Source organism: Metabacillus idriensis (assembly GCF_009674765.1).
GTDB lineage: Bacteria > Bacillota > Bacilli > Bacillales > Bacillaceae > Bacillus_P > Bacillus_P idriensis.
On the sequence record NZ_WKKF01000017.1, the window covers coordinates 12,350 to 25,953 of the forward strand.

27 protein-coding genes and 1 pseudogene are annotated in these 13,604 nt (G+C 41.0%); all 28 read right to left on the reverse strand.

Annotated features, from left to right (window positions below):
• Positions 1 to 66: 66 nt before the first annotated feature.
• Positions 67 to 1,011, reverse strand: coding sequence for a DNA-directed RNA polymerase subunit alpha (locus GJU41_RS22850; RefSeq protein ID WP_070875215.1), 945 nt, complete (start codon positions 1,009 to 1,011; stop codon positions 67 to 69).
• A gap of 184 nt (positions 1,012 to 1,195) precedes the next feature.
• The gene (gene rpsK, locus GJU41_RS22855) at positions 1,196 to 1,585 is read right to left on the reverse strand and encodes a 30S ribosomal protein S11 (protein ID WP_029282777.1); all 390 of its coding nucleotides are present in this window, start codon (positions 1,583 to 1,585) and stop codon (positions 1,196 to 1,198) included.
• Between the two features lie 21 nt (positions 1,586 to 1,606).
• Positions 1,607 to 1,972, reverse strand: a complete 366-nt coding sequence (rpsM, locus tag GJU41_RS22860; RefSeq protein ID WP_070875216.1) for a 30S ribosomal protein S13 — start codon at positions 1,970 to 1,972, stop codon at positions 1,607 to 1,609.
• 23 nt (positions 1,973 to 1,995) lie between these two features.
• The gene (gene rpmJ / locus GJU41_RS22865; RefSeq protein WP_003156543.1) at positions 1,996 to 2,109 is read right to left on the reverse strand and encodes a 50S ribosomal protein L36; all 114 of its coding nucleotides are present in this window, start codon (positions 2,107 to 2,109) and stop codon (positions 1,996 to 1,998) included.
• Between the two features lie 32 nt (positions 2,110 to 2,141).
• Positions 2,142 to 2,360, reverse strand: a complete 219-nt coding sequence (gene infA / locus GJU41_RS22870) for a translation initiation factor IF-1 (protein ID WP_070875217.1) — start codon at positions 2,358 to 2,360, stop codon at positions 2,142 to 2,144.
• Positions 2,338 to 2,672 (reverse strand): annotated as a pseudogene (locus GJU41_RS22875) (KOW motif-containing protein). The gene infA and the pseudogene GJU41_RS22875 overlap by 23 nt, the downstream one beginning before the upstream one ends.
• Before the next feature lie 17 nt (positions 2,673 to 2,689).
• A complete protein-coding gene (gene map, locus GJU41_RS22880; RefSeq protein WP_070875218.1) occupies positions 2,690 to 3,436 on the reverse strand; it encodes a type I methionyl aminopeptidase in 747 nt (248 codons plus the stop codon).
• The gene (locus GJU41_RS22885; protein WP_070875219.1) at positions 3,433 to 4,086 is read right to left on the reverse strand and encodes an adenylate kinase; all 654 of its coding nucleotides are present in this window, start codon (positions 4,084 to 4,086) and stop codon (positions 3,433 to 3,435) included. Before GJU41_RS22885 ends, map begins: the two co-directional genes overlap by 4 nt.
• A gap of 56 nt (positions 4,087 to 4,142) precedes the next feature.
• Positions 4,143 to 5,438: a preprotein translocase subunit SecY gene (gene secY / locus GJU41_RS22890; RefSeq protein WP_070875220.1), complete on the reverse strand. Its 1,296-nt coding sequence runs from the start codon at positions 5,436 to 5,438 to the stop codon at positions 4,143 to 4,145.
• Positions 5,438 to 5,878, reverse strand: coding sequence for a 50S ribosomal protein L15 (gene rplO / locus GJU41_RS22895; protein ID WP_070875221.1), 441 nt, complete (start codon positions 5,876 to 5,878; stop codon positions 5,438 to 5,440). Before rplO ends, secY begins: the two co-directional genes overlap by 1 nt.
• A 32-nt stretch (positions 5,879 to 5,910) precedes the next feature.
• A complete protein-coding gene (rpmD, locus tag GJU41_RS22900) occupies positions 5,911 to 6,093 on the reverse strand; it encodes a 50S ribosomal protein L30 (RefSeq protein ID WP_029282796.1) in 183 nt (60 codons plus the stop codon).
• Between the two features lie 13 nt (positions 6,094 to 6,106).
• The gene (gene rpsE, locus GJU41_RS22905) at positions 6,107 to 6,607 is read right to left on the reverse strand and encodes a 30S ribosomal protein S5 (protein ID WP_029282798.1); all 501 of its coding nucleotides are present in this window, start codon (positions 6,605 to 6,607) and stop codon (positions 6,107 to 6,109) included.
• Between the two features lie 23 nt (positions 6,608 to 6,630).
• Positions 6,631 to 6,993, reverse strand: coding sequence for a 50S ribosomal protein L18 (gene rplR / locus GJU41_RS22910; protein ID WP_070875222.1), 363 nt, complete (start codon positions 6,991 to 6,993; stop codon positions 6,631 to 6,633).
• Between the two features lie 33 nt (positions 6,994 to 7,026).
• Complete coding sequence (gene rplF / locus GJU41_RS22915) at positions 7,027 to 7,563, reverse strand: 50S ribosomal protein L6 (protein WP_070875223.1); 537 nt, start codon at positions 7,561 to 7,563, stop codon at positions 7,027 to 7,029.
• Positions 7,564 to 7,593: 30 nt separating this feature from the next.
• Positions 7,594 to 7,992, reverse strand: coding sequence for a 30S ribosomal protein S8 (gene rpsH / locus GJU41_RS22920; protein ID WP_029282804.1), 399 nt, complete (start codon positions 7,990 to 7,992; stop codon positions 7,594 to 7,596).
• A gap of 32 nt (positions 7,993 to 8,024) precedes the next feature.
• Positions 8,025 to 8,210 (reverse strand): 30S ribosomal protein S14, encoded by a 186-nt coding sequence (gene rpsN, locus GJU41_RS22925; protein WP_010285078.1) that lies wholly within the window; start codon positions 8,208 to 8,210, stop codon positions 8,025 to 8,027.
• Between the two features lie 21 nt (positions 8,211 to 8,231).
• A complete protein-coding gene (gene rplE / locus GJU41_RS22930; RefSeq protein ID WP_029282808.1) occupies positions 8,232 to 8,771 on the reverse strand; it encodes a 50S ribosomal protein L5 in 540 nt (179 codons plus the stop codon).
• A 24-nt stretch (positions 8,772 to 8,795) separates the two neighbouring features.
• Positions 8,796 to 9,107, reverse strand: a complete 312-nt coding sequence (gene rplX, locus GJU41_RS22935; protein WP_070875224.1) for a 50S ribosomal protein L24 — start codon at positions 9,105 to 9,107, stop codon at positions 8,796 to 8,798.
• A 39-nt stretch (positions 9,108 to 9,146) separates the two neighbouring features.
• Positions 9,147 to 9,515, reverse strand: a complete 369-nt coding sequence (gene rplN, locus GJU41_RS22940; RefSeq protein WP_070875225.1) for a 50S ribosomal protein L14 — start codon at positions 9,513 to 9,515, stop codon at positions 9,147 to 9,149.
• A gap of 38 nt (positions 9,516 to 9,553) precedes the next feature.
• A complete protein-coding gene (gene rpsQ, locus GJU41_RS22945) occupies positions 9,554 to 9,820 on the reverse strand; it encodes a 30S ribosomal protein S17 (RefSeq protein ID WP_070875226.1) in 267 nt (88 codons plus the stop codon).
• Between the two features lie 20 nt (positions 9,821 to 9,840).
• Complete coding sequence (gene rpmC / locus GJU41_RS22950) at positions 9,841 to 10,044, reverse strand: 50S ribosomal protein L29 (RefSeq protein WP_070875227.1); 204 nt, start codon at positions 10,042 to 10,044, stop codon at positions 9,841 to 9,843.
• Positions 10,034 to 10,468, reverse strand: coding sequence for a 50S ribosomal protein L16 (gene rplP, locus GJU41_RS22955; protein ID WP_070875228.1), 435 nt, complete (start codon positions 10,466 to 10,468; stop codon positions 10,034 to 10,036). The genes rpmC and rplP overlap by 11 nt, the downstream gene beginning before the upstream one ends.
• Before the next feature lie 2 nt (positions 10,469 to 10,470).
• Positions 10,471 to 11,127: a 30S ribosomal protein S3 gene (gene rpsC, locus GJU41_RS22960; RefSeq protein ID WP_070875229.1), complete on the reverse strand. Its 657-nt coding sequence runs from the start codon at positions 11,125 to 11,127 to the stop codon at positions 10,471 to 10,473.
• A 3-nt stretch (positions 11,128 to 11,130) separates the two neighbouring features.
• Positions 11,131 to 11,472, reverse strand: coding sequence for a 50S ribosomal protein L22 (gene rplV / locus GJU41_RS22965; protein ID WP_029282822.1), 342 nt, complete (start codon positions 11,470 to 11,472; stop codon positions 11,131 to 11,133).
• A 17-nt stretch (positions 11,473 to 11,489) separates the two neighbouring features.
• Positions 11,490 to 11,768, reverse strand: coding sequence for a 30S ribosomal protein S19 (gene rpsS, locus GJU41_RS22970; protein ID WP_029282824.1), 279 nt, complete (start codon positions 11,766 to 11,768; stop codon positions 11,490 to 11,492).
• 57 nt (positions 11,769 to 11,825) lie between these two features.
• On the reverse strand, positions 11,826 to 12,656 hold the full coding sequence (rplB, locus tag GJU41_RS22975) for a 50S ribosomal protein L2 (protein ID WP_070875230.1): 831 nt from the start codon (positions 12,654 to 12,656) through the stop codon (positions 11,826 to 11,828).
• A gap of 29 nt (positions 12,657 to 12,685) precedes the next feature.
• Positions 12,686 to 12,973, reverse strand: a complete 288-nt coding sequence (gene rplW, locus GJU41_RS22980) for a 50S ribosomal protein L23 (protein WP_070875231.1) — start codon at positions 12,971 to 12,973, stop codon at positions 12,686 to 12,688.
• Positions 12,973 to 13,596: a 50S ribosomal protein L4 gene (rplD, locus tag GJU41_RS22985; protein WP_070875232.1), complete on the reverse strand. Its 624-nt coding sequence runs from the start codon at positions 13,594 to 13,596 to the stop codon at positions 12,973 to 12,975. The genes rplW and rplD overlap by 1 nt, the downstream gene beginning before the upstream one ends.
• Positions 13,597 to 13,604 lie beyond the last annotated feature (8 nt).

The window sequence follows — 13,604 nt, forward strand, 5'->3', positions numbered from 1 at the left end:
TTCGTTTAATACTGTATGTTAATTTTAGAAACACGCGAAAACGCTAGTTAACTTGTTAACTAGTCGTCAGTCGTCTTTACGAAGACCTAAGCCAAGTTCTTCTAGTTTCGCTTTAACTTCTTCCAAAGATTTACGACCTAAGTTACGAACTTTCATCATGTCTTCTTCTGTTTTATGAGCAAGCTCCTGTACAGTGTTGATGCCTGCACGTTTTAAACAGTTATAAGAACGAACTGACAAATCCAATTCTTCGATCGTCATTTCTAAAACTTTTTCTTTTTGGTCCTCTTCCTTTTCCACCATAATCTCAGCGTTTTGAGCTTCATCAGTAAGCCCTACGAAGATATTAAGATGTTCAGTCAGAATCTTTGCACCAAGTGCAATAGCTTCTTTTGGACCTGTGCTTCCGTCTGTCCACACATCAAAAGTAAGTTTATCATAGTTCGACACTTGACCTACACGTGTATTTTCAACTTGATAAGACACGCGGGATACAGGTGTGAAAATTGAATCGATTGGGATAACGCCAATTGGCTGATCTTCTCTTTTGTTTGCATCAGCCGGAGTATATCCGCGTCCACGCTTCGCAGTCAATCTCATACGGAAATGTGCACCCTTCGCTAATGTAGCAATATGAAGGTCCGGATTTAGAATTTCAACATCACTGTCGTGAGTAATATCTGCAGCCGTTACAACTCCTTCATCCTGTACGTCAATCTCAAGCGTTTTTTCTTCCTCAGAATAAATCTTAAGAGCAAGCTTTTTAATGTTTAAGATGATTGTTGTAACATCTTCAACAACGCCTTCGATTGTAGAGAATTCATGGAGTACACTATCTATCTGGATTGATGTTACAGCGGCACCAGGGAGTGAAGATAAGAGAATACGACGTAAGGAGTTACCCAAAGTAGTACCATATCCACGCTCGAGTGGTTCGACGACGAATTTACCGTACTTGGCATCGTCGCTGATTTCAACCGTTTCGATTTTTGGTTTTTCAATTTCTATCATCTATAAACCCTCCTTCAAAACGTCGAAACCCCGGCTAGACAAAAGCAAGCTTTTAGGTGTGTCTAACCGAAATTCCCCATTATAAAGTCCCGAATGTGCACAACAACAAATAGTTATTTCTGCGAGAACTTTTTACTGTATCATAACCCATTATTGACAGGGATACAAAATCTATACAGAAAATTTATACACGACGACGTTTTGGCGGACGGCATCCGTTATGTGGAACCGGAGTAACGTCTCTGATAGCTGTTACTTCTAGACCAGCAGCTTGAAGTGCACGAATAGCAGCTTCACGGCCTGCGCCTGGTCCTTTAACAGTTACTTCAAGAGTTTTCATACCGTGTTCAATTGATCCTTTAGCTGCAGCTTCAGCAGCCATTTGTGCAGCAAATGGAGTCGATTTACGTGATCCTCTGAATCCCAGTGAACCTGCACTTGACCAAGAAAGAGCGTTACCATGTACGTCTGTAATAGTAACAATCGTGTTGTTAAATGTTGAACGAATATGAGCGATACCTGCCTCAATATTCTTTTTTACGCGACGCTTACGAGTGTTCGTTTTACGAGCCATTGTGGGTTAACCTCCTTTACCTTATTTTTTCTTGTTCGCAACCGTACGACGAGGTCCTTTACGAGTACGAGCGTTATTTTTGGTATTTTGACCACGAACAGGTAAACTGCGACGATGACGCAAACCGCGGAAACTGCCGATCTCAATCAGACGTTTGATGTTTAAAGAAACTTCACGACGAAGGTCTCCTTCAACTTTCAGCTTGTCTACGATATCACGAATTTTACCTAATTCTTCTTCTGTTAAGTCACGCACACGAGTATCTTCAGAAACACCAGCCTCAGCTAGTACTTTTTCAGCAGTTGGACGACCAATACCGAAAACGTATGTTAATGAAATAACAACGCGTTTGTCACGAGGAATATCTACACCAGCAATACGAGCCATTTAAAGCTGCACCTCCTTTAGTTTTAGCCTTGTTTTTGTTTATGTTTTGGATTTTCACAAATTACCATTACTTTGCCTTTTCTGCGAATAACTTTGCATTTTTCACAGATTGGTTTAACCGATGGTCTTACCTTCATGATTTCTCTTACCTCCTTAGTTGCGGAGTGTTTTATTTAAAACGGTACGTAATTCTGCCACGAGATAGATCATATGGTGATAATTCTACCGTAACTTTGTCTCCAGGTAAAATACGAATAAAATGCATGCGGATTTTTCCAGATACATGCGCTAAAACCGTATGACCGTTCTCAAGCTCAACTTTGAACATTGCATTAGGCAATGTCTCTTGTACAGTACCCTCTACTTCAATTACATCGTCTTTCGCCATTCACTTTTCTCCCTTCTTCAAATCAGCAACTTGCTCATTGACAAACTTTGTTAAGGCAAACCGAAGTTTCCCGTTTGTCACACGACCTGTTTCATATATACTGTTCTGAACTTCCGGAGATACGCAATCAATAAATTCTAGATGATTAACATTCTTCTTTTTCGGGGAGTGAAACAATCGATTCTCTCCATCAGCTATTAAAACGAATCGTTCATCGAGAATATTGATCACAACAGCATATTGTCCAGCTTCTCTGCCTTCAGTAATATAGACAAACTGACCTATGCGCGGACTCGATTCGGCTTCGTTCAAACAATATCACCTTCGGATCAGGCTTTAGTTAAAATTTCATAGCCAGTTTCAGTAATAGCAATTGTATGTTCAAAATGAGCACACATCTTGCGGTCTTGCGTAACAACTGTCCAGTTGTCAGAAAGAGTTCTTACGTAACGGCTGCCGGCATTAACCATTGGCTCAATCGCCAAGACCATGCCTGGTTTTAACCTCGGACCTTTGTTTGGCGGACCATAATGCGGAATCTGCGGATCTTCATGTAAATCCTGTCCAACGCCGTGTCCAACATATTCCCGAACGACCGAGAATTGATGCTGTTCAACATACGTCTGAATAGCGTGTGATATATTGGATAGTCTCTCGCCAGGCTTTGCTTCAGCTAGCCCTTTGTATAAGGATTCCTCTGTAACTTCAAGAAGTCTTTCGGATTCCAGAGAGATTTTTCCAACAGGATATGTCCAAGCAGAGTCACCATGATAGCCATTATACTTAGCACCGATATCGATGCTGATAATGTCTCCTTCACGCAATACTCGATCTCCAGGTATTCCGTGAACGAGCTCCTCATTCACTGAAGCACAAATGCTCCCGCGAAAACCATTATAACCTTTAAAAGAAGGAATTGCATTGCTTCCGCGTATAAACTTTTCGGCAATTACATCCAGTTCTTTTGTAGTAATTCCAGGCTGTATATGTTTTTGGAGTTCCTGGTGGGTCAATGCGACAATGCGACCAGCTTCACGCATGATTTCAATTTCACGTGGAGTCTTACAAATGATCATTCACCTAATCCTCCAAGCAGTTCATTAACGTCAACGAAAACCTGCTTAATGTCCTGTTGTCCATTAATATTACGCAAATATCCTTTTTCTTCATAGAAATTCAGCAAAGGTTGTGTCTGTTTGAGATTCACTTCAAGTCTGTTTGCAACAGTCTCTTCGTTATCATCTTCTCTTTGGTAAAGTTCTCCGCCACATTTGTCGCAGATTCCTTCAGCCGCAGGAGGGTTGAAAACGAGATGATATGTTGATCCGCATTTTTTGCAAATACGGCGACCTGTAAGACGCTCCATAAGGATGTCTTTATCAACCTCGATGTTAATGACGTAATCAATTTTTCTATTAAGATCTGACAGAATTTCTTCTAAAGCTTCAGCTTGAGCAACTGTGCGCGGGAATCCATCTAAGAGGAAACCTTTTTCACAATCATTCTTGCCCAATCTCTCACGGACGATACCAATTGTTACTTCATCAGGAACAAGTGCACCTTGATCCATGAAGGATTTTGCTTTAAGACCTAATTCAGTTTCACCTTTAATAGCAGCTCTGAACATATCCCCTGTTGAGATATGAGGGATTTCATATTTTTCAACGATTCGTTCTGCCTGTGTGCCTTTACCGGCTCCTGGCAGACCCATAAGAACTAAATTCAAGAATATTACCCCCCTCAGTCTCTATTTAGAAGGAAAGGGACCCAAGTCCCATAACCTTACTGTTTAATAAATCCTTTATAATGACGCTTAACAAGCTGACTTTCAAGTTGTTTCATCGTTTCAAGAGCAACCCCTACTACGATCAACAAGCTCGTTCCGCCAATCTGTGCAGAAGCTGGCAAGTTAGCGAACTTAATAAAGAATACAGGAAGAACTGAGATAGCTGCTAAGAAAAGAGAACCAACAAACGTCAGTCTGTATAAAATTTTTGTCAAATATTCTTGCGTATTTTTACCAGGGCGAATGCCTGGGATATATCCGCCTTGCTTTTTCAGATTCTCTGACATTTGTTCCGGATTAACCTGAACGAATGCATAGAAATAAGTGAAAGCAATGATTAGTGCTACGTAGACTACCATACCAATTGGCTGTGTATAGTCAAACGTTTTTTGAATCCAGTTTGTAACATCATTGGATCCAAAGAATGATGCAATCGTTGGCGGTGTAATAATGAACGAAACCGCAAAGATGACAGGGATTACGCCAGCCGGGTTCACTTTAAGCGGAAGGTGAGTAGACTGACCTTTCGCCGGTGCACGACCTGCTGAGTTCTTCGCATATTGAATAGGAATCTTGCGAAGAGCCTGCTGAATGAAGATAACTCCAACAATAATTGCGATTACCGCTAATACTATCAGCCCAACTTTTACAATATTCAAGAAAAGCTGATCTCCAGCGTCCTGGAATTGTTGTGCATAGATTTGGTTAAGAGTTGTAGGGATTCCTGCTGCAATCCCTGCAAAGATGATAATGGAAATACCATTGCCAACACCCTTAGAGGTAATTTGCTCTCCTAACCACATTAAAAAAGCAGTACCTGCTGTTAAGACAACTGCAATTAAAAGGTACGTTGCAATACCTGGGTTTTCAATTAATAATCCCCCAGCGAGATTATTAAAACCGTAAGACATACCCAACGCTTGGATGAAACCTAGTACAATCGTAAAATATCTAGTGAATTGTGCTAGTTTACGACGGCCAACTTCACCTTGCTTTGACCACTCAGTAAATTTCGGCACAACATCCATCTGCAAAAGCTGCACGATAATGGATGCTGTAATGTACGGCATAATCCCCATCGCAAGGATCGAGAAGTTATACAGTGCACCACCGCCGAACGTGTTAAGAATTCCGAAAACATTCATTTCATCCTGAGCCTTTAAAACGTCAGCGTTGACGCCAGGCACAGGGATGAAAGTTCCAATGCGAAATATAATTAACATTAAAAGGGTGAACAAGATTTTATTGCGGATATCACCCACGCGCATAAAATTGGAGATTGTCTTAAACATTAAATCACCTCTACTGTACCGCCAGCAGCTTCAATAGCTTCTTTAGCAGATGCAGAGAATTTGTTAGCTTTTACAGTAAGCTTTTTCTCAAGCTTGCCGTTGCCAAGTACTTTCACGCCTGATCTTACTTTGCTGATCATGCCAGCTTCAAGTAAAAGTTCAGTTGTTACTTCAGTACCATCTTCAAAAAGATTTAATTTGTCTAAGCTCACGATCGCGAAATCTTTACGGTTGATGTTCGTAAATCCGCGTTTAGGAAGACGTCGGAATAAAGGAGTTTGACCACCTTCGAATCCAGGGCGAACACCGCCGCCAGAACGAGCGTTTTGTCCTTTATGACCTTTACCAGACGTTTTACCGTTACCAGAACCTGTACCACGGCCAACACGGTTACGTGTTTTGCGTGACCCTTCTGCTGGTTTTAATTCATGAAGTTTCATCGGGACACCTCCTTGATATTAGAAGATCTATATTATTGTTCTTTAACTGTAAGCAAATGAGATACTTTGTTGATCATGCCGCGAATAGCTGCATTGTCATCAAGTACAACTGTTTGATGCATTTTTTTAAGACCTAGTGTTTTAACAGTAATACGTTGGTCTTCTGGGCGACCAATCACACTGCGAGTGAGGGTAATCGCTAATTTGTTTGCCATCATGTTTCCCTCCTTATCCTAACAATTCTTCAACCGACTTGCCACGTAGCTTCGCAACTTCATCAGCGCGTTTAAGTTCTGTTAATCCAGAAATTGTAGCACGGATCATGTTAATTGGAGTGTTAGAACCTAGTGATTTTGACAAGATGTCACTAACTCCTGCTAATTCTAGTACTGCACGAACAGGACCACCAGCGATAACACCAGTACCTTCAGATGCAGGTTTTAAAAGGATGTTTCCAGCACCGAATCTACCGATGACTTGGTGAGGAATAGTAGTACCAACCATAGGTACTTCAACAAGGTTTTTCTTAGCGTCTTCGATCGCTTTGCGAATCGCTTCTGGCACTTCTTGTGCTTTACCAGTACCGAAACCTACATGACCGTTTTTGTCGCCGACAACTACTAATGCAGCAAAGCGGAAACGACGTCCACCTTTAACTACTTTAGCTACACGGTTTACAGTAACAACGCGTTCTTCAAGCTCTAATTTGTTTGGTTCAATACGACCCATTCTCTGTGTCCCTCCTTTTTTTATTAAAATTCTAATCCAGCTTCGCGAGCAGCTTCAGCCAAAGCTTTTACACGGCCATGGTATAAGTAACCCCCGCGGTCAAATACAACAGATTTAACACCTTTTTCAATCGCACGCTTAGCAACTAATTCGCCAACTTTTTGAGCTGCATCGATATTAGCTTTTGCGTCAAGATTAAGATCTTTATCTAAAGTAGAAGCACTTGCAATTGTAACTGATTGAAGATCGTCAATTACTTGAGCATAGATGTGCTGATTAGAACGAAATACGTTTAAACGAGGACGAGCAGTTGTTCCAGATAATTTCGCGCGAACACGGCCGTGTCTTTTCTTACGCACAACGTTTTTATCAAGTTTCGTAATCATCTAGGTCACTCCTTTCTTATCATCTAGGCGATATTACTTCGCTGTTTTACCTTCTTTACGACGTACATATTCACCTTCGTAGCGGATACCTTTGCCTTTATAAGGCTCTGGCGGACGAATAGCACGGATGTTTGAAGCGATAGCTCCAACACGCTCTTTATCAGTACCTTTTACGATAACTTTCGTATTTGAAGGTACTTCAATTTCGATTCCTTGTTCAGGAACGATTTCTACAGGATGTGAGTATCCAACAGCTAGAACTAGCTTGTTGCCAGATTTAGTAGCACGGTAACCGACACCTACTAATTCAAGACCTTTTTCAAATCCTTTAGAAACGCCCTCAACCATGTTGCCTAAAAGGCTGCGAGTTGTACCGTGAAGAGCACGATGTTCTTTTTGATCAGAAGGACGTGTCACAGTAAGTACGTTATCTTCAACTTTAACGTTGATATCAGAGTTAAAAGTACGAGTTAATTCACCTTTAGGTCCTTTAACAGTTACAGTGCTTTCGTTGATAGTAACTGTTACACCTGCAGGGATTTCAAGTGGTTTTTTACCAATACGAGACATTCATGTACACCTCCATTCTATTTCAGGTTCTTACCAAACGTATGCTAGAACTTCTCCGCCAGCTTGCTTCGCACGAGCTTCTTTGTCAGTTAAGACACCTTGAGAAGTAGATACGATTGCAATACCTAAACCGTTAAGTACGCGTGGTACTTCGTTAGCTTTAGCGTAAACGCGTAATCCTGGTTTACTGATACGTTTCAAACCAGTGATAACACGCTCGTTGTTTGATCCGTATTTCAAGAAAATACGAATGATACCTTGTTTGTTATCTTCTACATATTCAACATCACGAACGAAACCTTCACGCTTAAGAATTTCAGCGATCTCTTTTTTCGCTTTAGATGCAGGAATTTCTAATTTTTCATGACGAACCATATTCGCGTTACGAATACGAGTAAGCATATCTGCAATTGGATCTGTCATTACCATATCAAAATTACCTCCTTCCCGATTATGGGGTATTACCAGCTAGCTTTTTTAACGCCTGGAATTTGACCTTTATATGCGAGTTCACGGAAACAAATACGGCAAAGTTTAAATTTACGCAGAACTGAATGTGGACGACCACAGCGTTCGCAGCGAGTGTACTCTTGTACTTTAAACTTTTGAGTGCGTTTTTGTTTCGCAATCATTGACTTTTTAGCCACGTTTTCGCCTCCCTATTTCGATTATTTTTGGAATGGCATACCGAACTGAGTTAATAACTCACGAGATTCTTCGTCAGTGTTAGCAGTTGTAACGATGACGATGTCCATACCACGAACTTTTGATACTTTATCATAATCAATTTCAGGGAAGATTAATTGTTCTTTAACACCTAGTGTGTAGTTGCCGCGTCCGTCAAAAGACTTTTTAGAGATACCGCGGAAGTCACGTACACGTGGTAATGATACAGAAACTAATTTATCTAGGAATTCATACATGCGCTCGCCGCGAAGTGTTACTTTCGCACCGATAGGCATACCTTCACGCAGACGGAATCCTGCAATTGATTTTTTAGCTTTAGTGATAACCGGCTTTTGACCTGAGATAGTTGTTAACTCTTCAACAGCTGTGTCAAGAGCTTTAGAGTTAGATACTGCGTCACCAACACCCATGTTGATTACGATCTTCTCAAGCTTTGGAACTTGCATCACTGATTTATAGTTGAACTTGCTCATTAAAGCAGGTGTAATTTCTTTTTGATACTTTTCTTTAAGGCGGTTCATGCGAGGACCTCCCTTCCTTATTTACTATTTATCTAAAGTTTCACCAGATTTTGTTGCAACACGTACCTTTTTGCCATCAACCACTTTGAATCCAACACGAGTTGGTTCACCAGATTTAGGATCTAGTGGCATAACATTTGATACATGGATAGGTGCCTCTTGGCTGATGATGCCGCCTTGAGGATTTGATTGAGAAGGTTTTGAATGCTTCTTCATAATGTTGATGCCTTCAACAAGTACTCGGTCTTTCTTAGGAAAAGCAGCAAGAACTGTGCCTTGTTTACCTTTATCTTTACCTGAGATAACCATTACCTTATCACCTTTTTTTACATGCATCCTAGTCGCACCTCCTTAGTAAGGCTGTCTATTTTCGATTTATAATACTTCTGGAGCAAGAGAAACAATTTTCATAAAGTTATTTTCACGCAATTCACGTGCAACTGGTCCAAAGATACGAGTTCCGCGAGGGCTCTTGTCATCTTTAATGATTACACATGCATTTTCGTCGAAGCGGATATATGTTCCGTCTTGACGGCGAGCACCACTTTTTGTGCGAACAATTACTGCCTTAACAACGTCACCTTTTTTAACAACGCCTCCTGGTGTTGCTTGTTTGACCGTGCAAACAATTACATCACCAATACTAGCAGTTTTACGTCCAGATCCGCCAAGAACTTTAATAGTAAGTACTTCACGAGCACCGGAATTGTCAGCAACTTTTAAACGGGATTCTTGTTGAATCATTTACGTTACCTCCTTTCGGAAAAATAATCCGAACAATATTAGATAATAACAGCTTCTTCAACAATTTCAACTAGACGGAAACGTTTAGTAGCTGATAAAGGGCGAGTTTCCATGATTTTCACTACATCGCCAACTTTAGCTTGGTTGTTCTCATCATGAGCTTTGAACTTTTTGGAGTATTTTACACGCTTGCCGTAAAGCGAATGCTTTTTATAAGTTTCGACAAGAACAGTGATCGTTTTATCCATTTTATCAGAAACTACACGTCCAGTGTAGACTTTGCGCTGGTTGTTGCGTTCACTCATTCTGCAACCTCCTCTCAGGATTATCGATTATTAGCAGCGATCTCTCTTTCAGTGATCACAGTTTTCATACGAGCGATCGATTTACGTACTTCACGAATGCGAGCAGTGTTTTCAAGTTGACCTGTCGCTAATTGGAAACGAAGGTTAAACAACTCTTCTTTTAGTGATTTTACTTTTTGTTCAATTTCAGCAGTGGTAAGATCACGAATATCATTAGCTCTCATTTGATTCACCACCAATTTCCTCGCGTTTAACGAATTTTGTTTTGATTGGTAATTTGTGAGATGCAAGACGCAATGCTTCGCGTGCTACTTCTTCAGAAACACCAGCAATCTCAAACAAAACTTTTCCAGGTTTAACGACTGCTACCCAGCCTTCTGGAGCCCCTTTACCGGATCCCATACGTACCTCTAGAGGTTTTGCCGTATATGGCTTAGAAGGGAAAATTTTGATCCAGACTTTACCGCCACGTTTCATGTAACGAGTCATCGCAATACGAGCTGCCTCGATTTGACGATTTGTAATCCATGAAGCTTCTAGAGCTTGAATACCGAACTCACCGAAGTGAACTTCTGTACCGCCTTTAGCACGACCGCGCATTTTTCCACGGTGTTCTCTGCGATACTTAACGCGTTTTGGCAACAACATAATTATTTTCCTCCTTCCTCTTTTTTCTTCTTAGTAGGAAGAACCTCTCCACGATAGATCCAAACTTTAACGCCTAATTTACCATAAGTAGTGTCAGCTTCAGCTGTACCATAGTCAATATCAGCACGAAGTGTGTGAAGTGGAACAGTTCCTTCACTGTAATGTTCAGAACGAGCGATATCAGCACCGCCAAGACGACCAGATACCATTGTTTTGATTCCTTTTGCACCAGCGCGCATAGCACGTTGAATTGTTTGCTTTTGAGCACGGCGGAAAGAAATACGGTTTTCTAATTGACGAGCAATGTTTTCAGCTACTAATTTAGCATCTAAATCAGCTCTTTTAATTTCAAGAATGTTGATGTGTACACGCTTGCCAGTTAATTGGTTAAGAGCTTTACGAAGTGCTTCAACTTCAGTACCGCCTTTACCGATTACCATACCTGGCTTAGCAGTGTGGATCGTAATGTTTACACGATTAGCAGCACGCTCGATTTCAATCTTAGAAACAGAAGCATCGCTTAAACGTTGGTTGATATATTCACGAACTTTAATGTCTTCGTGTAAAAGATTTGCATAATCTTTACCAGCGAACCATTTAGATTCCCAATCACGAATGACACCAATGCGAAGACCGACTGGATTTACCTTTTGACCCACGGATTATCCCTCCTTCTTTTCTGATACAACGATTGTAATGTGGCTTGTGCGTTTGTTGATTGCACTAGCACGACCCATTGCGCGTGGACGGAAACGTTTTAGAGTTGGACCTTCGCCTACATAAGCTTCAGTTACAACCAGGTTGTTAATGTCCATTTCATAGTTGTGCTCTGCATTTGCCACAGCAGATTTTAGAACTTTTTCAATAATTGGAGAAGCAGTTTTCGGTGTGTGACGAAGAATCGCTACCGCTTCACCTATTTGCTTTCCTCGGATAAGATCAATTACTAAACGAGCTTTACGAGGAGCAATACGTACTGTTCTTGCAACGGCTTTAGCTTGCATTTAAAAGCCTCCTCTCATTAACGTCTTGTTTTTTTGTCGTCAGCTGCATGACCTTTATACGTACGTGTTGGAGCAAACTCACCGAGTTTGTGTCCTACCATATCTTCAGTAACGTATACAGGAACATGTTTGCGACCGTCATATACAGCGATCGTTTGACCGATGAATTGTGGGAAAATAGTAGAACGACGAGACCAAGTTTTGATCACTTGCTTTTTCTCTGACTCGTTTAACTTTTCAACTTTTTTGAATAAATGCTCATCTACGAATGGTCCTTTTTTCAAGCTACGGCCCATACTTGTACCTCCCTTCGCGATTGCGCTACGGTTCCTTCGAACCGTAGAACCATCACGTTATTTTTTACGACGACGTACGATGAATTTATCAGACTTATTGGTTTTCTTGCGAGTTTTATAACCAAGAGTCGGTTTACCCCAAGGAGTCATTGGAGACTTACGTCCGATTGGAGAACGACCTTCACCACCACCATGAGGGTGATCGTTAGGGTTCATTACAGAACCACGTACTGTAGGTCTGATACCTAACCAGCGTGAGCGTCCAGCTTTACCAATGTTGATAAGTTCATGCTGTTCATTTCCTACTTGACCAATAGTAGCACGGCAAGTAGCAAGAATCATGCGAACCTCACCAGAATTCAAACGAACTAATACGTATTTGCCTTCTTTACCAAGTACTTGTGCAGAAGTACCAGCAGAACGTACTAATTGTCCGCCTTTTCCAGGTTTTAGTTCGATGTTGTGGATTACTGTACCTACTGGGATGTTTTGAAGAGGAAGTGCATTTCCTACTTTAATATCAGCCTCAGGTCCAGAAACAACTTGTAAACCTACTTCTAGGTTTTTTGGAGCAAGGATATATCTTTTCTCACCATCTGCATAATTGATAAGTGCAATGTTTGCAGAACGGTTTGGATCATACTCGATTGTAGCAACGCGTCCTGGTATACCATCTTTATCGCGTTTAAAATCGATAATACGGTATTGACGTTTGTGACCGCCGCCTTGATGACGTACAGTAATTTTACCTTGGTTGTTACGACCGCCTTTTCTGTGAACAGGCGCAAGTAATGACTTTTCTGGTTTGTTTGTTGTAATCTCAGCGAAATCAGAAACCGTCATGCCGCGACGACCATTTGAGGTTGGTTTGTACTTTTTAATCGCCATCTCGTTTCCCTCCTATCTTGAAAAATGTATTAGACTTCGAATAATTCGATTTCTTTGCTGTCAGCTGTTAATTTAACAACTGCTTTTTTACGCTTATTAGTAAGACCTGTATAACGACCTACACGCTTATATTTGCCTTTGTAGTTAAGTACGTTAACTTTCTCAACTTTTACGCCAAAGATCGCTTCGATAGCATCTTTAACTTGAGTTTTGTTAGCTTTAACGTCTACTTCAAACGTGTACTTTTTCTCAGTCATTAAGTCTGTTGAAAGTTCAGTGATTACGGGGCGCTTAATAATATCACGAGGATCTTTCATTATGCAAGCACCTCCTCTACTTTTTGCACCGCTGCTTTCGTAATAACAAGCTTCTCATGGTTAAGTACATCTAAAACGTTAATAGAATTAGCTGTAAGAACTGTAATGCCAGGGATGTTACGAGCTGATAATTCAACTGTTTCGTTTACATCAGCAGTAACGATCAATGCTTTCTTCGCAATTGAAAGACCTGTAAGGATAGAAGTCATTTCTTTTGTTTTAGGAGCATTCATTAGTAAGTCTTCTAATACTAATACGTTGTTTTCTTGTACTTTAGATGATAAAGCTGATTTGATCGCTAAGCGGCGAACTTTTTTTGGTAATTTGTAAGAATAGCTGCGTGGTGTTGGACCGAATACGATACCACCGCCGCGCCATTGTGGTGAACGGATAGACCCTTGACGAGCACGTCCAGTACCTTTTTGACGCCAAGGCTTACGACCTCCGCCTCTAACTTCTGAACGACCTTTAACTTTGTGGTTTCCTTGTCGCAAGGAAGCTCTTTGCATGATAACCGCTTCGAATAAAACGTGCTGATTAGGTTCGATACCAAATACGGAGTCGTTTAGCTCGATTTCACCAACGTTAGATCCGCTTTGGTTTAATAATGCTACTTTCGGCATTATCGAAT